The following is an 18,749-nucleotide window of genomic DNA, read 5'->3' as shown; positions in this document are numbered from 1 at the left end:
AGGTGAAACAAATCAGGGCATACGCCAACCGAAAACTAAAAGAGTTCAGACGGTGGCAGAGAATTGCAAGAGATGGGAACGTGGTCTATTCTGATGATTATATCTTACAGGCAGAAAACGGTGATTTTCAACCCGTGGAGCGGTTGGAGATGAACCAAGAGACGGCACGGCAAGAGCTGAACGCCATAAAATCGGCTATCAATTCTATTAGTGATATTAGACTACGCCAGTTACTGATATTGAACTGTCTGGAATGTATGACGGTTGAGCAGGTACGATTAAAAATAAAAAGCAAGTATAAGCCTTTTGAGCCTATCAAAGAAGGGCAGTATCACAATTTAAAAAATCTTGCTTTACTTGCCTTTGCCAAGCAATACAGAAATGGAGTGCTTGAGACGTTACCAGATTGAAATTTTACTAGGTTTTAGCCATTGTTTTGGCTTGCCCGATAAATTAGCCGTATAGAGACTGAAAGCCCGTAGAAGCGATTTTAGGGGCTTTTTACTGATTAACTTTTTAGATGAAATTCTTGTTTTTTACTTGAATACGTGTAACACGTATGATATAATAATCTTGTCAGGAGGTAGAGCGCTATGCCGATGACACAAAAAGAGATGGTAAAACTCCTAATCGCTAATGGTTGGACAAAGACCAAGGGCGGTAAAGGCTCCCATGTCAAAATGGAAAAGCAAGGAGAAAGACCCATCACAGTCCCGCATGGTGAACTGAATAAGTACACTGAACGCGGGATAAGAAAGCAAGCGGGCATTTAGTCCGCCCCTGCTTTTTTTGAGAGTAACGGAGGTAAACAGATGTTAGTTACTTATCCAGCCTTATTTTATTATGATGATACAGATGGGACTAACGTGCCTTACTTTGTACATTTTCCAGATATTGATGGTTCGGGCACTCAAGGTACAAGCCTTTCGGACGCTATGGCGATGGCTAGTGACTGGCTAGGTATTCATCTGGCGCATTATATCGAGAACGGTCAAGACCTACCGCAATCATCAGACATCAATAGTCTTTCATTGGATGAAGATGCCCCATTTAAAGATGAACCCGATTTTTTATCTTATGACCCTGAAAAATCCTTTGTCTCGCTTGTTATGGTTGATGTTGCGGAGTATCTAGGAAACCAAGAGCCGATAAAAAAAACTTTAACCATTCCACGTTGGGCGGACAAATTGGGGCGTGAGTTAGGTTTGAATTTTTCTCAGACACTCACCGAAGCCATTGCAGATAAGAAAATACAAGCCTAGCACCCGCTGGGCTTTTCTGATACAGTAAATTACTGTATAATAGACCTATCAGCAATCAAAAAAGCGCAGTCGATTAACTACGCTAATTCTTGCTTACTGAACTCATCAATTTAATTCCTTTTTAACTACCTTTTATGTTTCCTCTACTTATCCATAGTTGGTAAGAATTGAGAAAAATAGGCTGAAAAGTGGGTGTTATTTTCCCTATTATTTTTTGTTTGGCAATCACTGGATAATAATTTTATGTAGCTATTATACCGTAAAAAATAGTAGTTGTATTGATTCTCAAGATTGTTAGTAACCGCCCAATAACCAGGTATATTGAAAAAGTTCCAAAGTCTTGCTTGACTCTGGAACTTTTCTATTTGCAGTTGTTCTGAATTCGTTCAGTCCACGGTAAATAAGCCTCTAGAACCTCCTTTTTTGCGAGTGACTCCTCGTTTGGAAGATGTTCCAGAAGATAAGTGATGTATTTCTCTGAATCAAGACCATGCCTCTTAGCTGTCTCCAGTAAACTCAGGATAATGGCAGTTGCTTTAGCTCCTTCAAAACTTTGGGAAAACAACCACCTTCACTTTTGTATTTTTAAGCTCAGGCTGAAAGAGTCCACTGGACTCTTTCACTCCGTCCCATGACCAAGGACTTAATAGCGCGTTCTGCTACATTATTGGATAGAACCAAGCGACCATCTTGAAGAACTGCCTTGAATAGTTCCTCATACTTAAGGCTATACTCTATCGCACGACCAAGTTTTGATCCAGGTAAAATAGATTGATTGCGGCACCAGTTGAAGAACTCGTCCATCAAAGGGGCTAACTCTGCCTGGCGTTTATGTAGTCGCTCTTCAGTAGAGAGGTCAACCCAGTCATTCTCCAAGGCAAATAAGCGGTCGCAATAGGCTAATCCCTTAGCACCCAAGGAAGTCCTGTCTGCCTTTTTAGGCGTCGCCTCGAAGAACTTTCTTCTGACATGAGCCCAACAACCAACTAGCTGAGCTTTGTCTAACTGCCTATATGCCGACCACATATCACAATGTACATAGCCTGTGTAATCTCCAAGAAACTCCTTCACAACCAAGCCACTCCGCCCTTTATCGTGATGATAAAGAGTGATTCCCTGTTCTTCATGCTTCCCAGACAGGAAGGTCCAGTAGAAGGTCAACTGGCTATCACTTTCCAAGACCCTGTAAGAAGTCTCATCCGCATGGAGAACAGGCTGTTCTAGTAATTTCTCGTGCAGAAGGTCATAAATTGGCTCGAAATAATACTGACTAGACTTGATGTGCCAGTTGGCGATTTCCTTCCGTGTGATTGGCAAGCCAAGCTTGTTCCAATCCTCTTCCTGGCGGTAATTGGGAACTTTCAGATTGAACTTCTGATGAATGGTGTGGGCAATAATGGAGGCTGACCCTAGGCTATGGGCCAGAGGTGCCTTAGGAACAGGAGCCTTGATAATCTTATCGTTAAAATTCTTCTCGCTACAGTTCTGGCACTTGTAAGCGTGTTGGACATGGTCAATCCTCTTCAATTGGGCAGGGATATAAACCAATTCCTGCCTCTGAATACAAGAACCAATTTCTTTCAACTGACCGTGACAGTCTGGACAAGTGCAGTCTTCGCCTTTTAGTTCATGATGAACCATCTCTGGAGTAAACTGACTGAAAACAGCCTGACGAACTCCCTTGGTTTTCTTACGTTGATAGGTAATCGTTTCTGTGTCACCTGGGTAAGTCAGCGTCTTCTTCAGGAAGTGGTTCTTCTTCGAAGAGACTTAGCTGACCAGGTTGATACGCAACTTTCTCTGATGACTTGCCATAAAGCTTTTGCGTCAGATAGGCAACCTGTTCACGAAGGAGGGTCAACTCATTGGTCATGATTTCAATAGTTTTTGTTAGACTTTCAATCACTTTATCTTGTGGCTCCATGGACTCACCCCCTTCTTTTTATCTCATTATACCTAAAAGAAAGCCATGATTTCAATAGAAATCACGACTATTTGTAGGTTTTATTTTAGGACTTATCGAAAATCCCTTCATCAACCAGTCAACTTGCTCGGAAGTGAGGGCTTCGACCTCATGTTCATCATTAGGCCAAGTGAGTTTGCCGTTTTCAAATCGTTTGTAAAGCAACCAAAATCCTTGTCCGTCCCAGTAAAGAGCTTTGAACCGGTCTTTGCGGCCGCCACAGAAGAGAAAAACTTGACCAGAAAAGAGATCAAGGTTGAACTGACTTTTTACCAGATAAGCCAGCGAATCAATCCCTTGACGCATATCCGTTTTTCCGCAGACCAAGTAAACTTGTCCTAAATCACTGAGTCGGATGTTCATAAGCAAGTACCTTATCTAAAATAGTTTCCAGTGTTTCTTGATGAAGAGATTGGAACAAGCTTAGTTCAACTTTTCCAATACGCATTTTCATTATCAGATCACTTCTGGATTTATGAGGAAATCGACGAGATTGTGGTGTTTTCAAGGGAACAATAGGTTGTGACATCAAAATAGCCTCCAGTTCTGTTTTCTGATAACAGTATACTAGAGGCGTGGAAAATATCATAGACACCTCGTTATTGGGCGGTTACGATTGTTATACAATCTTTCCTAAAAATAGATATTTTTTGGAAAAACAAGTTTTAAAAAATCCGAACATCTTCCTCAGATACGAATTCTGAAATGAAGGTGTTCGGTTTGTTTTTTCGTTTACCATTTTTACAAGGTGTAAAAATTTGGTGTTAAATTGGTGTTAAGTTTTGGCATCTAGTAGCTAGAAAGCCTATTAAATCAAGGTTTAAAACGCGATTTATTTCATCGTTGGAAAGAGTAAGACGTCACGGATAGTAGTGGTGTCCGTGAGGAGCATGCAGAGGCGGTCGATTCCGATACCGAGTCCGCCTGTTGGTGGCATACCGTATTCAAGAGCTTCTACATAGTCGTAGTCAATGCCAGTTGCTTCATCATCTCCCAATTCTTTGGCTTTAGCTTGCGCCTTAAAGCGTTCCAATTGATCAATTGGATCATTCAACTCAGTAAAGGCATTTCCATACTCTTTGGTCATAATAAAGAGTTCAAAACGATCCGTGAAGCGGTCGTCTTCAGGATTTTTCTTAGCAAGTGGTGACACAGCTACAGGATGTCCATAGATAAAGGTTGGCTGGATGAGGGTATCTTCTACAAATTCTTCAAAGAAGGCATTGATGATTTGACCAACTTCAGTATAATGTTTTTCAACAGGCACCTTATGCTCACTTGCCACAGCCTTAGCTTCTTCAAAGGTCATCTCTTGCCAGAAATCAACTCCCGTTTGTTCCTTAATCGCATCAACCATGTGGACGCGTTTGAATGGCAGGTGGATATTGATCTCTGTTCCTTGATAGGTAACAGGTCCGTCTCCGACAACGGCTTTTGCAGTATGTTGGATAATGCCTTCGGTCAAGTCCATGATGTCAAGGTAGTCGGCATAGGCTTGGTAGACCTCAATGGATGTAAATTCAGGGTTGTGAGTAGCATCCATTCCCTCATTACGGAAGATCCGACCGATTTCATAGACACGTTCCATACCGCCGACAATCAAGCGTTTCAAATGTAATTCTGTTGCAATCCGTAGAACCATGTCAATGTTTTGGGCATTGTGGTGGGTAATGAATGGCCGAGCAGCAGCACCACCAGCTTCATTGTGAAGGACAGGTGTTTCTACTTCTAAGAAGCCAAGTCCGTCAAGGTAACGGCGGATTTCTGAGATGACTTTACTACGCGTCACAAAGCGGTCAAAACTTTCACGGTTTGAAATCAAGTCTAAGTAGCGTTTGCGGTAAATGGTCTCAGTATCCGTTAAGCCGTGGAATTTTTCTGGTAACGGACGAAGGGCTTTTGATAAGTGGGTTAATTTGCGGGCATGAATGGACAATTCCCCCATGTTGGTCCGCATGATGTCTCCCTCAACTCCGATAAAGTCTCCGAGGTCAGCCTTGTTAAAGAGTTCATAGTTTTCTTCGCCGACATCATCTTTACGGACATAAATCTGGATTTGACCTTCGCGGTCTTGGATGTGGGCAAAGCCTGCTTTTCCTTTTCCACGTTTTGTCATCATACGTCCTGCAATAACAGCAGTAGCACCCAATTCAGCTAAATCTTCCTTGCTTTTATCTTCGTATTGTGCTTTTAATTCTGCTGAATTAGCTGTGCGTTCAAATCGTTTTCCGAATGGATCAATCCCTTTTTCGCTAAGGGCCGCCATTTTTTCACGGCGAACGAGTTGCTGGTCATTTAATTCTTCAAAATGTTCGTTTGACATAGTTGTTTCATTCCTCCAAAGGTTTTCCTCCCTATTCTACCATAAAAAAAGAAGAAATACATCTAGAAAGCGATAAAAAATCTACCTTATGATATAATACAGATAGAAAAAATGAGGTGATAGGATGAATCAAACGATTACTTATTTACAAGAACTGACTGCCATTCCTTCTCCGACTGGTTTTACGAAAGAAGTGGCAGCGTATTTGCTTCAAACCTTACTGGACTTGGGTTATGAGCCGAAACAGACCCCTAAAGGTGGCGTGAGCATGACGATTAAGGGAAAACAGGATGACAAACACCGTGTCGTTACAGCACATGTGGATACCTTGGGAGCCATTGTCCGTGCAATCAAGCCAGATGGACGTCTCAAAATGGACAAAATCGGTGGCTACCCTTGGAATATGATTGAGGGAGAAAACTGTCTAGTTCATGTGGCAAGCACAGGCCAGACTATTTCTGGGACAATCCTTGTGCACCAAACGAGCTGTCATGTTTATCGAGATGCTGGAACTGTAGAGCGTACACAGGATAATATGGAAGTTCGATTGGATGAAACAGTAAAAACAGCTGATGACACACGGGCGCTAGGTATTGAGGTGGGAGATTTTATTTCCTTTGATCCTAGAACAACTGTGACTGAGACTGGTTTTATCAAGTCCCGTTTCTTGGATGATAAGGTGTCTGCGGCTATCCTGCTCAATCTTCTTCGTCGTTACAAAGAAGAAGGGATGGAACTTCCGGTGACGACCCATTTTGTTTTTAGCGTATTTGAGGAAGTGGGGCATGGGGCAAATTCGAGTATCCCTGAGCAGGCTGTGGAGTATTTAGCGGTGGATATGGGAGCTATGGGTGACGATCAGGCAACAGATGAATATACGGTTTCAATCTGTGTCAAAGATGCGTCCGGACCGTATCATTATGAATTCCGCCAGCATTTGGTTGCCTTGGCAAAAGAAAAACAGCTTCCTTACAAATTAGATATTTATCCTTACTACGGAAGTGACGCTTCAGCTGCTATGAGAGCTGGAGCCGAGGTGAAACATGCCCTTCTAGGGGCAGGGATTGAGTCCAGCCACTCTTACGAGAGAACCCATGTGGACTCTGTACTAGCAACCGAGCAAATGGTAGATGCTTACCTCCACAGTAGTTTGGTCGAGTAGACACTCCTTGAGTACCCTTTGTAAATCAAAAAACGAGTGCTAGAAACCATTGTCTCTAGCACTCGTTTTTTTACTTAATCAATTTCATAGCCCATGAGGAGTCCACCTTCCTCAGCGTAAAAGCTGCAGAGACCAGATGTTGAAAGAATCGAAATTTGGGCTTCTGGGAAGTTTTTTTGGATCGCTTCTGAGAATTGCTGGCAGAATTTCAGATTGTTACGGTGGGCGATGATGATTTTCCCACCTTTATAGCCTGCTTTCAAGACCTCATCAATAGCAGAAGCGAGGGCTTTTTTCCCTCCTCTGGCTTTTTGGAGAAGCTCAAGTTTTCCATCTTGGCTGGCTTCTCCAACCATACGAATGTTGAGCAATCCGACAACGGTTCCAATGAGCTTGCTCAAACGTCCATTTTTGACTAGATTATCGACTTTAGCAAGGACAAACAGTAGTTTTGTCTTTGCTTGGTAAGCTGTAATGGCTTGAACGATTTCATCAAAGGACAAGCCTTGCTTGATGAAGTGGTTTAACTGTTCGACAATGAGATCGACTTCGCCTCCGGCAGATAAACTATCAATCACATGAATGTTTGCTTTTGGATGTTCTTCAAGGTAGATTTTCTTGGCTACTTGGGCACTGTTATGGCTGCCAGAAAGGGTTCCTGTGATTGTGACCACAAAGATATTGTCAGCTCCTTCGTAAGCTTTCATATAGTCATCTGGACTAGGGCAGGCAGATTTTGAGGCGATAGCGGTTGCATACATCTTTTCCATCATGCTATCAATATCTAGGTCGGCATTATCCACAAAAACTTCATCGCCTATTTGGATGGTCAGAGGGACGCTTTCAAATGTTGTGTCAATCGCAAGGTTATCAAGGGATTGAAAGTCGCAGCCAGAGTCGGCAATAATTTTCCAAGTCATGGTTTCTCCTAATATTTGCCAAGGGATTAACCATTGACAAAGGTTCTCTCTTTTTTTACAATTATACCATAAATATTGTAAAGTTGAAATCCTTTACATTCAGTTGCTACAAGTAGAAAGAAAATGTTATGTCTGAACGAAAAATATCTGAAAAATCTCTAGCAAATTTGCGAACGGCTAATGAAGAGGTCAATCGATTGACAAAAGAAGCACTGGAAATAGCTTTTCTGCAATTATTGGAACAGAAAAAATTGGCTAAAATTACGATTTCCGAGTTGGTTGAGCGAGCAGGGGTATCAAGAGCAGCCTTTTATCGCAATTATGGGTCGAAAGATGAACTGCTAGAAAAAGTCTTTACTACACGGGTTCAAAAGATTACAGATCAATTGGGGAAAATCCATCGACGGACGGATCTCTACCATATCTGGCTGGTGTTGTTAAAAGAGGCAAAAAAAGAATCTCGTTTGATTAGCTTGGCAGTGGATTATCAGCTGGAGAGGGTGTTAACCAGTGCTGTCTTTGATTTTTTGGAAAAACGAACCAGCTCCAAACAGTCGGGCTCCTCTTATCTGAATTCATTTTGGAGTTCTGCCATTGTGTCTGTTTTGATCAAGTGGATTTCAGATGGCATGAAGGTACCAGCTGAAAAAGTAGCCTCTTTAGGCATGCCCCTCTTGCCTCAAAAACAAAAAAAGAAAGCTAAAGGAGAGAAAAAATGACAAAACGTTTAGCATGGGATGAATATTTTGCGGCACAAGCTCTCTTGATTGCCAATCGAGCAACCTGTAAAAGGGCTAAGGTGGGAGCAGTCTTGGTCAAGGAAAATAAGGTGGTAGCGACAGGTTATAACGGCTCTGTCTCAGGAACCGAGCATTGCTTGGATCAAGAATGTCTGGTGGTGGACGGTCACTGTGTTCGAACCTTACATGCGGAGGTCAATGCGATTTTACAAGGAGCCGAGCGAGGAATTCCCAAAGGTTTTACAGCCTATGTCACGCATTTTCCTTGTCTGAACTGTTCTAAGCAGCTCCTTCAAGTCGGCTGCAAGCGCGTGGTCTATATCAACGAGTACCGTATTGATGACTATGCCACCTATCTTTATCAAGAAAAAGAGTGCGAACTTGTTCACCTGCCGATTGAGAAGGTCAAAGAGGCGATTAGCCAGACGGATTGGATTTAAAGGTTCCATTTTTCAAAAAAACTCAAAAAAAAAAGCAATATTTTCTTGCATTCCCCATGAAATAGGAGTATAATAGACTTATTATTTTGGAAATGCTTACAGAGCATCGTGATGCAGAAAAAGGAGGGTGCGATGTTAGAAGTAGTGGGACTGAAGAAACGTTTTGGTGACAAGGCTGTTTTGCATGGGATTGATTTTCAAGCAGAAAAAGGACGGATTATCGGTCTTGTCGGGAAAAATGGTGCAGGAAAAACAACGATTTTTCATAGTATCTTGCAGTTTTTGGACTATGAAGGTCAGGTTCGTTTCGATGGGCAAGCCATTTCACAAGCAAGCTATGAGAAGATTGGCTATCTACCAGAAGAACGTAGCCTCATGCCAAAATTAACGGTGTATAATCAGGTTCGTTATTTAGCCAGTTTGAAAGGGTTGTCGACTTCTTATATCAAGGAGCAGTTGCCCCTGTGGATGGCGAAATTGCAGGTCAAGGGCAATCCAACTGATAAAATTAAAAGTCTATCAAAGGGAAATCAGCAGAAAATCCAGTTGATGATTACTCTGATGCACCAGCCCGATTTGATTATCTTGGATGAGCCTTTTAGTGGTCTTGATCCAGTCAATACAGAATTACTGAAACAAGTGATTTTAGAAGAAAAACAGCGTGGAGCGACCATTATTTTCTCAGATCATGTGATGACCAATGTCCAAGAAATCTGTGATGACATTTTGATGATTCGTGATGGGAAAGTAGTGGTTTCAGGGAGCATTGACGAGGTTCGAAATAGCTATGGTAAGACACGACTATTCGTTGCGAGCGAGCGTACACAGAAAGAATTGGAAGCTCTCCCGCATGTGGTCAGTGCCAGTCGGACCAAGCAGGGTACTTGGCGCCTCGTCTTGGATGATGAGTCAGCAGGTCCAGCCTTATTTGACATTCTCACTCAGGGACAATACGTGTCAACCTTTGACCAACAAGCCCCAACGATTGATGAAATCTTCAAGTTAGAATCAGGAGTAGCCCTATGAAACAAATGAGTATTGTCATGAAAGAAACCTATCTCCGTCATGTGAAATCATGGAGTTTCTTGTTTATGGTCTTGAGTCCCTTTATCTTTTTAGGGTTTTCCGCCGGTATGGGTATTCTTGTTGGGATGTCTCAATTCTCTTCCGAACCGATCCCAATCGTTTCGACCAGTCCTGAGATTGCACAAGCTCTAGGAGAGGATAAGGATAAGTACGATTTTGAATACCAAGACCAAACGGCTGCCCAAAAAGCAGTGGACGATGGAAAAATGGATGGTTACCTCATGCTAGATGTCAAAGATGATCAAGTGCATGCTGCTTATCATGGCAAGGAAAGCATGAATCAGTTTGCTAAAGAATCTATCTTGGGCGATTTGAAAAAACTTCAGGCAGATTTGAACCAGAAAGCAGCTCAGTTGACTGGGGAGCAAGAAAAAATCTTATCCCAAGAAATCAGCTATGATGAAGTGATTGAAAAAAATACAGAATTGGCTCAGACACTGCAATCAGGTTTGGTTTTTGTTCTCTCATTTGCCCTCTACATGCTCCTTATTGTGTATGCAACGACAACTGCGCAGGATATTGCGAATGAAAAAGGAACCAAGATTATGGAGGTCATTTTCTCAAGTGTTCGTGCTTCCAATTATTTCTACGGGCGTATGTTGGGCATTATGGCAGTTGTCTTGACTCATATTTCCATCTATGTAGTTGGTTTCCTCCTTGCTTACTTTGTCGCTGGTCAGTTTCCACTGGTTCAGATGTTCTTGGAACAATACCAAGAAATAGTAGCGCTCTTATTCCAACCTTCTACCGTCTTTACTGTCTTCTTTATGCTATTGGGTTTGATTTTCTACATTGTCCTGTCAGCAGCTTGTGGCGCCTTGGTAACGCGTGTGGAAGATACCAATAAGGCGGTTCAACCCCTTGTCTTACTGGTTGTTGTGGCTATGCTGATGAGTATCAGTTTGGGAATAAAAGGAGGGCATATTTTACTCACTATTGGTTCTTATATCCCCTTCTTTTCACCATTTTTCATGCCGATTCGTCTGATTCATGAAGAAGCATCTACTCTTGAAGGTCTGCTCTCCCTACTTATTTTACTTGGGACAACAGCAGCTAGCATTTGGTATATTGGAAAAATCTATTCTAGCCTTATCCTCCAGACAGATGATTTAGGCTTGTGGAAAAATTTCCAACGTGCGCTGAAAAATAAATAAAGAGAGGCTGGGCTCAAGTCCGGCTTTTCGTATTATGAAAGGAGCTAAAATGACAATAATAGAACAAGCTTGGCAGGCCTTTGTAGAAGGAAAATTAGTCGAAGCAAAAGACCTTCTCTCAAAGCTAAATGAGGATACTGCCAGTAGTCGGAGCCTACGAGCCTATCTGGCTTTAGAAGAGCAGCATTACCAGCAAGCCATGAAATTATACGAACAAAATCGCATAGAGGCTCTACTAGCCAAAAACCAAGAAGAACTTCATGTGGCTCTCCATCAACAAGCCATGGTGGCTCGTGAAATGGACAGATTGGAGGAAGCTCTAGACTTGATTGCTCAAGAAGCAGAGATTATTCGGCAACATTTTTCAGATGATGCTTTGAGACTGGCGGTCAATGCCTACGAGCAAGGCTATCTCCGCTTGAAGTTACATCAAACTTCAGAAGGTCTTGTGTATATGAAGAAAAGTCTTTCTTGGGCTTTAGAAACGGATGATTTGATTGCCCAAGCCTGTGCCTATCGTGGTTTAGGAGAACTCTATCAGGAATTAGGAGCTAGCGAGGAAAGTCATCTTTCATTTGAACAAAGTCTCTCTCTTTTCTGCCAGGCTGGTGATCATCTCGGTGCCGAAGAAATCGAAAAAATGTTAAAAAACTCTGAATTTTGATGGAAAACATGATATAATGAAAGGGTTATAAGTCCCGAAAAGGCGATTGTTTACTTAAAAGAAGACAGTCGGTGCTTTGTAACTTTTAACTTGGCAACAATGTCGGTAGCAAAGCTACTCGTCATTGTACAGCAGTCGCTATTAGGCGAATTGCTTAGCCAACTTACTAGACTGGGAAAGGTCTTAGTAACGAATCCCTTTCCCAATCTTCGTAACTGAACTAAAAAAAATGGCTCCTATGTCGCACTTTTTCTACGGTTGCCGCTATGATATTAAGGATACTAACTGTGTTAGTCCTATCTCCAGCCTTCAAAGGTCTACTAAATCTTTGAAGCTAAGTGCTTTACTTGCTAGTCATAAGCAAAAATCTTGTTTGCGGTTATAGGGGAAATGGGTCACGTAGTAGTTGTTTTTCTAGGATCATTTTTATTTAAAGGGGGACATGAAGATGTCAGAACGTAAACTTTTCACTTCTGAATCGGTATCTGAGGGGCATCCGGATAAGATTGCGGATCAGATTTCCGATGCGATTTTAGATGCGATTTTAGAGCAGGATAGGGACGCCCATGTAGCGGCTGAGACAGCTGTTTATACAGGGTCTGTCCATGTGTTTGGAGAAATTTCAACCACTGCTTATGTCGATATTAACCGTGTCGTACGGGATACCATTGCAGAGATTGGCTATACCAATACGGAGTATGGATTTTCAGCTGAAACAGTAGGGGTGCATCCGTCTTTGGTTGAGCAATCACCTGATATTGCTCAAGGGGTCAATGAAGCCTTGGAAGTTCGTGGCAATGATGAGCAAGACCCGTTGGATCAGATTGGAGCTGGGGATCAAGGATTGATGTTTGGTTTTGCGGTGGATGAAACGCCAGAATTGATGCCGCTACCGATTTCACTTAGTCACCAATTGGTGAAGAAATTGGCAGATTTGCGGAAATCAGGTATAATTTCCTACCTACGTCCAGATGCCAAGAGTCAGGTTACCGTTGAATATGACGAAGAAGATCAACCAATTCGTGTGGATACAGTCGTTATTTCCACTCAGCATGATCCAGAAGTGAGTCAGGAAACGATTCGCAAAGACATCATCGAGCAGGTAATTCAAGCAGTTATTCCAGCCCGTTATTTGGATGAGGAGACCAAGTATTTCATCAATCCAACAGGTCGATTTGTCATCGGTGGTCCGCAAGGGGATTCTGGCTTGACAGGCCGCAAGATTATCGTAGATACGTATGGGGGGTATTCCCGCCATGGTGGTGGTGCGTTTTCTGGAAAAGATGCGACAAAAGTCGATCGTTCAGCCTCTTATGCTGCCCGCTACATTGCTAAAAATATCGTAGCAGCAGGTTTGGCCAAGAAAGCAGAAGTTCAGCTAGCCTATGCGATTGGAGTGGCTCATCCTGTATCTGTACGGATTGATACCTTTGGAACCAGCACCATTGCTGAAAATCGTATTGAAGCAGCTGTTCGAGAATTGTTTGACCTTCGCCCAGCAGGCATTATCCAAATGCTGGATTTGAAACGACCAATTTATCGCCAAACAGCGGCATATGGCCACATGGGACGGATAGATATTGACCTACCATGGGAACGCTTGGATAAGGTGGAAGCACTGAAAGTGCTGTTGAAAAACTAGAAAATATCCTAGGTAGAAGTTGAGCCGAAACGCTCAGCTTCTTTTTTCGAAGCAACTTTTCCTTCGAAACTGTTCCCTTACTCTCTATAAAGATCAAAATCGATTACCTTCCACAATTGCGAATTGTAGAAGGTGATAGATAAAACTAGCCTAGCTTGTGTCCTAAAAACAGCAGATAGAACTAGAGTTCATCAAGGTGGGGTAACGATGTCAGATGTTGATTTTTAACGAGCATGAGGCTGAATTTATCAGCGGTTTTCAGCTGTTGCTGAACATCCTTCTTACATAGACAAAACAAGAATTACTAGCATGGTTAGAATACATGAAAAAGTATATACTTCAACCTTTGTTGCTTTTCTAAGAATGGAGAATTAACCATAGTTCTTTTTGAAATTTTATGGTATAATAGAGATTGGTCTTTTGACGAATTTACCTGAAAGAGAAGAAGATGAATAAAATTGTAATAAATGGTGGTCGCCCTTTGCAAGGAGAGGTGGCCATTAGTGGTGCCAAAAATAGCGTTGTAGCCCTAATTCCGGCAACGATTTTAGCAGACGATATTGTCGTTTTAGATGGAGTGCCAGCTATTTCCGATGTAGATAGTTTGATTGAAATCATGAAGGATATGGGGGCCAGCGTTGAGCGTGCGGGAGAGACCCTGACGATTGACCCACGCGGTGTGAAGAACGTTCCTATGCCTTATGGGAAAATCAATAGCTTGCGTGCTTCCTACTATTTTTACGGTAGCCTTCTTGGCCGTTATGGGGAAGCAACAGTGGGCTTGCCGGGAGGCTGTGATTTAGGACCGCGTCCGATTGATTTACATCTAAAAGCCTTCAAAGCGATGGGAGCGGAGATGTCCTACGAAGGAAATTCTATGCGACTAGCGACTAAAAATCGCGATTTGATAGGAGCTAGTGTGTATATGGATACCGTCAGTGTTGGAGCGACGATCAATACCATGCTAGCTGCTGTAAAGGCTAAAGGTCGGACTGTGATTGAAAATGCAGCGCGTGAACCAGAAATCATTGATGTAGCGACCTTGTTAAACAACATGGGAGCCCATATTCGGGGTGCTGGTACAGATATTATCACCATTGAAGGAGTGGAGCAGCTCCATGGAACTCGTCACCAAGTCATTCCTGATCGTATCGAGGCGGGGACTTACATCGCTCTTGCTGCTGCAGTAGGAGAAGGGGTGAAGATTAGCAATGTCTTGTATGAACATTTGGAAGGATTTCTTGCTAAACTGGAGGAAATGGGCGTTCGTATGACTGTCTCAGAGGATAGTGTCTATGTTGAAAAACAGGAAGAACTGCAAGCCATTACCATAAAAACAGCACCTTATCCCGGCTTTGCAACGGATTTGCAACAGCCGATCACACCGCTTTTGCTGAAAGCACAGGGACGTGGGCGAATTATGGATACGATTTATGAAAAGCGGGTAAATCACGTTCCAGAATTGGCGAACATGGGTGCTGCGATTGAAACCCAAGGAGGACAAATCCTCTACACAGGTCCTAATCGGTTGCAAGGTGCGGCTGTTAAAGCAACGGATTTGCGAGCAGGAGCCGCTTTAGTGATTGCTGGCTTGATGGCTGAAGGCAAAACTGAAATCACCAATGTAGAGTTTATTCTACGTGGATACTCGAATATTATTGAAAAATTAACCCAGTTAGGAGCAGACATCCAGTTAGTAGAGGCTTAGAGTGATTTCTAGGGGGAATCATGAATATTTGGACAAGATTGGCAGCATTTGCCGTGATAGAAACCCAGCGAACCTATTTGCGCCCCTTTACGTTTAATGACGCTGAAGCTTTTTATGAAATTGCAAGTAATCCAGACAATCTTGCCTTTATCTTTCCAACTCAGGCGAGTTTAGAAGAAAGTCAATTTGCTCTGGCCAATTATTTTATGAAAGCTCCCTTAGGAGTTTGGGCCATTTGTGATCCGATTACGAATAAAATGATAGGGGCGATTAAGTTTGAAAAGCTAGATGAAATCAAAAAAGAGGCAGAATTAGGCTATTTTCTTCACCAGGCTTATTGGGGAGAGGGTCTGATGACAGAGGTGGTTGTGACCGTGACTCAGTTGTCGATAGAGGTTTTTCATCTAAAAAAGCTCAAGATTATCACCCATCTTGAAAATCTAGCCAGTCAAAAAGTAGCTCTAAAATCAGGATATCGTCAGGTTCGGCAGTTTAAAGGGAGTGATCGCTATACACGAAAAATGCGGGACTACCTAGAATTTCGCTATGAAAAAGGAGAGGGCCATGAGTAAGCACCAAGAGATTTTGGCTTATTTGGAGAGTTTGTCCGTAGGTAAGCGGGTAAGCGTCCGCAGTGTGTCCAATTTTCTTAACGTGAGCGAGGGGACGGCCTATCGAGCGATTAAAGAAGCTGAAAATCGCGGTTTGGTAGAAACGAGACCCCGTAGCGGAACAGTTCGTGTGAAGACCGCTAAGGTGAATATGGAACATCTGACCTTTCAAGATATCGTGGAAATTACAGGTTCTCAGGTTCTGGCAGGTCAAGAAGGCTTAGCAAAAGAATTTAGTAAGTTTTCGATTGGGGCGATGACGGAGAAACATCTTCTGCGCTATCTGACAGCAGAAGGACTGGTAATTGTCGGAGATAGACGAGAAATTCAGCTCTTAGCTTTAAAACATGAGAATGCTGTCCTGGTTACAGGAGGACTTGAAGTAGATGAAGAGGTGCTAGGCTTGGCTAATCAATTGGCCATTCCAGTACTACGCAGTCACCATGATACCTATACGGTGGCCACGATTATCAATCGAGCTCTGTCAAATATCCAGATTAAAACAGATATTTTGACAGTTGAGCAAGTGTATCGTTCGGCGCATGATTATGGTTTTTTAAGACAAGAGGATACCGTTCGCGATTATCTGGATTTGGTCCGCAAAAATCGCAACAGTCGCTTTCCTGTCATCAATCATCAAAACCTAGTGGTGGGGGTTGTGACCATGCGGGATGCTGGAGATAAATCTCCCCAGATGCCACTTTCTAAGGTGATGTCAAAGGATATTTATACCGTCGAGTTGAATACCAGTATTGCCAATGTTAGCCAGCGGATGATTGCTGAGGACTTTGAAATGGTTCCTGTGGTACGCCACAATCAGACCTTGATTGGGGTGATAACGCGGCGTGATGTCATGGATAAGATGAGCCGTGATCAAGTATCTAGCCTACCGACCTTTAGCGATCAGATTTCTCAACGATTAGAAAAAGAAAACCAGTTCTACCAACTGACCATTGATCCCTCGATGCTTGAAAAAAATGGGGTTTTATCACATGGTGTCTTGACAGAAGTCTTGACCCTTGTGACCCATCAGTTGCCATCCATGGAGCAAAAAAATCTCATTATTGAACAGTTGACAGTGTACTTTTTGCAGGCTGTTCAGGTCGATGATGCCTTGGAAATACGACCGTTTATGGCCCATGAAACCAGACGGTCAGCCCTGATTGAATACCAGGTCTGTTTGGGAGATACTCTAGTTGCCAAGGCGATGCTTACTGTAAAAATAAACTAAGGAGAGAACATGATTACCATAAAATCACAAAGAGAAATTGAGGCAATGAAACGAGCAGGGGATATTCTTGCAAGTATTCATATTGGCTTACGTGACCTGATTAAACCAGGTCTTGACATGTGGGAAGTAGAAGAATATGTCCGCAGACGCTGTAAGGAAGAAAATGTTTTGCCACTTCAAATTGGAGTAGAGGGGCATTTGATGGATTACCCTTATGCGACTTGCTGCGGGATAAATGATGAGGTAGCTCATGCTTTCCCACGTCACTACAAGTTAAAAGAAGGCGATTTGCTGAAGGTTGACATGGTTTTGAGTGAGCCTTTAGATAAGAGTATCGTAGATGTTTCTAAATTGGACTTTAATAATGTCGCTCTGATGAAAAGCTATACCGAGCCATACGCTGGTGGTCTAGCGGATTCTTGCTGGGCCTATGCAGTAGGAGAAGTCAGCCAAGAAGTTAAAGATTTAATGGATGTGACCAAGGAATGTCTCTATCGAGGAATTGAGCAGGCAGTGGTCGGCAACCGTATTGGTGATATTGGTGCTGCGATTCAAAAATACGCCGAGAGCAAAGGCTATGGCGTTGTGCGTGACTTGGTCGGTCATGGTGTTGGCCCAACCATGCATGAAGAGCCAATGGTGCCTCACTATGGACGTGCAGGGCGAGGACTTCGTTTGCGTGAGGGTATGGTCTTGACGATTGAGCCGATGATTAACACCGGCACATGGGAAATCGATACCGATGAAAAGACCGGTTGGGCACATAAAACCTTAGATGGTGGCTTGTCTTGCCAATATGAACACCAATTTGTCATCACTAAAGACGGTCCAGTCATCTTGACCAGTCAAGGAGAAGAAGGGACCTACTAGTGGGAATGAAAAGCAGATGGACAAGTCACTTGGCTGGTCTATCTCCTTTTTGTATGGAGGAGGACGATGCACCAGATTCGTCAGAAGATAGCAGAAAATGACTTTATTCAGGCCTTTCTAACCTTTTATCGGGCTTCAGATAGCGATTTAACCAGCATTGCAGTGGCCTACTATTTTTTAATTTCGATATTTCCGTTGCTGTTGATTGTGACCAATATGCTGCCCTATTTTCATATTCCGACGGACGCTTTTTTAGGAACCTTAAAAGAGATTTTACCAGCTTCTTTTTATGACCTGATAGGACCCACGATTGAAAAGGTCTTAACTCAGCCATCAGGAGGTTTATTGAGTTTCTCAGTGATTTCAGCTTTGTGGACTTTTTCTCAATCCATGACTTTTTTACAAAAGGCGTTTAATAAAGCTTACGGGGTTGTCAAGGGACGCGGGATGATTTGGCAGCGACTGTTGAGTATTTTGGTCAGTATAGGCTTGCAGCTTCTTTTAGCACTCTCATTGGGCTTGGCTTTGTTTGGTCGCATGCTAATCCGCTTACTTTACGATATGTGGCCCTTTAATGATGCTTTGTATCAGAATTTGCAAAATCTGACCCAGCCGATGATGTATGTTGTAGTCTTTTTGTCATTGATGATGGTCTATTATCTCTTGCCAGATGTTTTTATTCCTAAAATTCGGTATGTTTTGCCTGGTACCCTATTCGTTGTGGGGATACTATTTGCTATCTTAAATATTTTTTCAGCTTATTTAGATCGTTACATTGATCGCTTTGTGGATGTTCGCTTGTTTGGTTCTGTACTGATGGTTGGCTTGATGGTGTGGTTTATTCTCTTATCTAAGATATTAATTTACGGGGCTATTTTAAATGCTAGCTATCAAAGTTGCCGAGAGCCAAATCTGGATCTTAAAACTGTAAAAAGAAGTCTCTTGTCCGCAAAGGACATAGAAGGAGTATAGG

Annotated in this window: 20 protein-coding genes and 1 pseudogene; 15 read left to right on the top strand and 6 right to left on the bottom strand. The window is 42.6% G+C overall.

Annotation, left to right across the window (positions count from 1 at the left end; genetic code table 11):
• The first annotated feature begins 2 nt into the window (after positions 1-2).
• From BFM96_RS09090 to BFM96_RS09080, 3 genes are all read left to right on the top strand, one after another.
• The gene (locus BFM96_RS09090) at positions 3-410 is read left to right on the top strand and encodes an ArpU family transcriptional regulator (protein ID WP_223245856.1); all 408 of its coding nucleotides are present in this window, start codon (positions 3-5) and stop codon (positions 408-410) included.
• 183 nt (positions 411-593) lie between these two features.
• Entirely contained in the window at positions 594-773 is a 180-nt protein-coding gene (locus BFM96_RS09085; protein WP_068993248.1) for a type II toxin-antitoxin system HicA family toxin, read from the top strand.
• A gap of 39 nt (positions 774-812) precedes the next feature.
• Positions 813-1,262: a type II toxin-antitoxin system HicB family antitoxin gene (locus BFM96_RS09080; protein ID WP_068993245.1), complete on the top strand. Its 450-nt coding sequence runs from the start codon at positions 813-815 to the stop codon at positions 1,260-1,262.
• 361 nt (positions 1,263-1,623) lie between these two features.
• Here BFM96_RS09080 and tnpC read toward each other — a convergent pair.
• From tnpC to lysS, 5 genes and pseudogenes are all read right to left on the bottom strand, one after another.
• Positions 1,624-3,008, bottom strand: a pseudogene (gene tnpC / locus BFM96_RS09070) (IS66 family transposase).
• Positions 2,980-3,186 (bottom strand): IS66 family transposase, encoded by a 207-nt coding sequence (locus tag BFM96_RS09065; protein WP_068993241.1) that lies wholly within the window; start codon positions 3,184-3,186, stop codon positions 2,980-2,982. Before BFM96_RS09065 ends, tnpC begins: the two are co-directional and overlap by 29 nt.
• Positions 3,187-3,237: 51 nt before the next feature.
• A complete protein-coding gene (gene tnpB / locus BFM96_RS09060; RefSeq protein WP_068993238.1) occupies positions 3,238-3,588 on the bottom strand; it encodes an IS66 family insertion sequence element accessory protein TnpB in 351 nt (116 codons plus the stop codon).
• Positions 3,569-3,754 carry a hypothetical protein gene (locus BFM96_RS09055; protein WP_068993235.1) on the bottom strand — a complete coding sequence of 62 codons (186 nt, stop codon included), beginning with the start codon at positions 3,752-3,754 and terminating at the stop codon, positions 3,569-3,571. The genes tnpB and BFM96_RS09055 overlap by 20 nt, the downstream gene beginning before the upstream one ends.
• 303 nt (positions 3,755-4,057) lie before the next feature.
• Positions 4,058-5,548, bottom strand: coding sequence for a lysine--tRNA ligase (gene lysS, locus BFM96_RS09050; RefSeq protein ID WP_068993232.1), 1,491 nt, complete (start codon positions 5,546-5,548; stop codon positions 4,058-4,060).
• A 124-nt stretch (positions 5,549-5,672) separates the two neighbouring features.
• Here lysS and BFM96_RS09045 point away from each other — a divergent pair, with 124 nt between their 5' ends.
• Positions 5,673-6,710, top strand: coding sequence for a M42 family metallopeptidase (locus tag BFM96_RS09045; RefSeq protein WP_068993229.1), 1,038 nt, complete (start codon positions 5,673-5,675; stop codon positions 6,708-6,710).
• A 74-nt stretch (positions 6,711-6,784) separates the two neighbouring features.
• On the opposite strand, the gene BFM96_RS09040 is transcribed toward BFM96_RS09045, so the two are convergent.
• Positions 6,785-7,630, bottom strand: coding sequence for a DegV family protein (locus tag BFM96_RS09040; RefSeq protein ID WP_068993226.1), 846 nt, complete (start codon positions 7,628-7,630; stop codon positions 6,785-6,787).
• A gap of 128 nt (positions 7,631-7,758) precedes the next feature.
• On the opposite strand from BFM96_RS09040, the gene BFM96_RS09035 reads away from it, so the two are divergent.
• The 11 genes from BFM96_RS09035 to BFM96_RS08985 all read left to right on the top strand — a co-directional run bounded on the left by BFM96_RS09035 (position 7,759) and on the right by BFM96_RS08985 (position 18,748).
• The gene (locus tag BFM96_RS09035) at positions 7,759-8,349 is read left to right on the top strand and encodes a TetR/AcrR family transcriptional regulator (RefSeq protein WP_068993223.1); all 591 of its coding nucleotides are present in this window, start codon (positions 7,759-7,761) and stop codon (positions 8,347-8,349) included.
• Entirely contained in the window at positions 8,346-8,810 is a 465-nt protein-coding gene (locus BFM96_RS09030; RefSeq protein ID WP_068993220.1) for a deoxycytidylate deaminase, read from the top strand. The genes BFM96_RS09035 and BFM96_RS09030 overlap by 4 nt, the downstream gene beginning before the upstream one ends.
• Positions 8,811-8,942: 132 nt before the next feature.
• Positions 8,943-9,836 (top strand): ABC transporter ATP-binding protein, encoded by an 894-nt coding sequence (locus BFM96_RS09025; RefSeq protein WP_068993217.1) that lies wholly within the window; start codon positions 8,943-8,945, stop codon positions 9,834-9,836.
• Positions 9,833-11,050 carry an ABC transporter permease gene (locus BFM96_RS09020; RefSeq protein WP_068993212.1) on the top strand — a complete coding sequence of 406 codons (1,218 nt, stop codon included), beginning with the start codon at positions 9,833-9,835 and terminating at the stop codon, positions 11,048-11,050. The genes BFM96_RS09025 and BFM96_RS09020 overlap by 4 nt, the downstream gene beginning before the upstream one ends.
• A gap of 49 nt (positions 11,051-11,099) precedes the next feature.
• Positions 11,100-11,714, top strand: a complete 615-nt coding sequence (locus tag BFM96_RS09015) for a hypothetical protein (protein ID WP_068994299.1) — start codon at positions 11,100-11,102, stop codon at positions 11,712-11,714.
• A gap of 448 nt (positions 11,715-12,162) precedes the next feature.
• Positions 12,163-13,356, top strand: a complete 1,194-nt coding sequence (metK, locus tag BFM96_RS09010) for a methionine adenosyltransferase (RefSeq protein WP_068993208.1) — start codon at positions 12,163-12,165, stop codon at positions 13,354-13,356.
• 448 nt (positions 13,357-13,804) lie between these two features.
• Positions 13,805-15,064, top strand: coding sequence for a UDP-N-acetylglucosamine 1-carboxyvinyltransferase (locus tag BFM96_RS09005; protein WP_068993203.1), 1,260 nt, complete (start codon positions 13,805-13,807; stop codon positions 15,062-15,064).
• Positions 15,065-15,084: 20 nt separating this feature from the next.
• On the top strand, positions 15,085-15,636 hold the full coding sequence (locus tag BFM96_RS09000) for a GNAT family N-acetyltransferase (RefSeq protein ID WP_068993201.1): 552 nt from the start codon (positions 15,085-15,087) through the stop codon (positions 15,634-15,636).
• Positions 15,629-16,906, top strand: a complete 1,278-nt coding sequence (spxR, locus tag BFM96_RS08995; RefSeq protein ID WP_068993198.1) for a CBS-HotDog domain-containing transcription factor SpxR — start codon at positions 15,629-15,631, stop codon at positions 16,904-16,906. Before BFM96_RS09000 ends, spxR begins: the two co-directional genes overlap by 8 nt.
• A gap of 9 nt (positions 16,907-16,915) precedes the next feature.
• Complete coding sequence (locus BFM96_RS08990; RefSeq protein ID WP_068993195.1) at positions 16,916-17,776, top strand: methionyl aminopeptidase; 861 nt, start codon at positions 16,916-16,918, stop codon at positions 17,774-17,776.
• 66 nt (positions 17,777-17,842) lie between these two features.
• Complete coding sequence (locus BFM96_RS08985; RefSeq protein ID WP_068993192.1) at positions 17,843-18,748, top strand: YihY/virulence factor BrkB family protein; 906 nt, start codon at positions 17,843-17,845, stop codon at positions 18,746-18,748.
• Position 18,749 lies beyond the last annotated feature (1 nt).

This window comes from Streptococcus himalayensis (assembly GCF_001708305.1).
Classification (GTDB): domain Bacteria; phylum Bacillota; class Bacilli; order Lactobacillales; family Streptococcaceae; genus Streptococcus; species Streptococcus himalayensis.
This window is presented reverse-complemented; position numbering and strand designations above follow the sequence as displayed.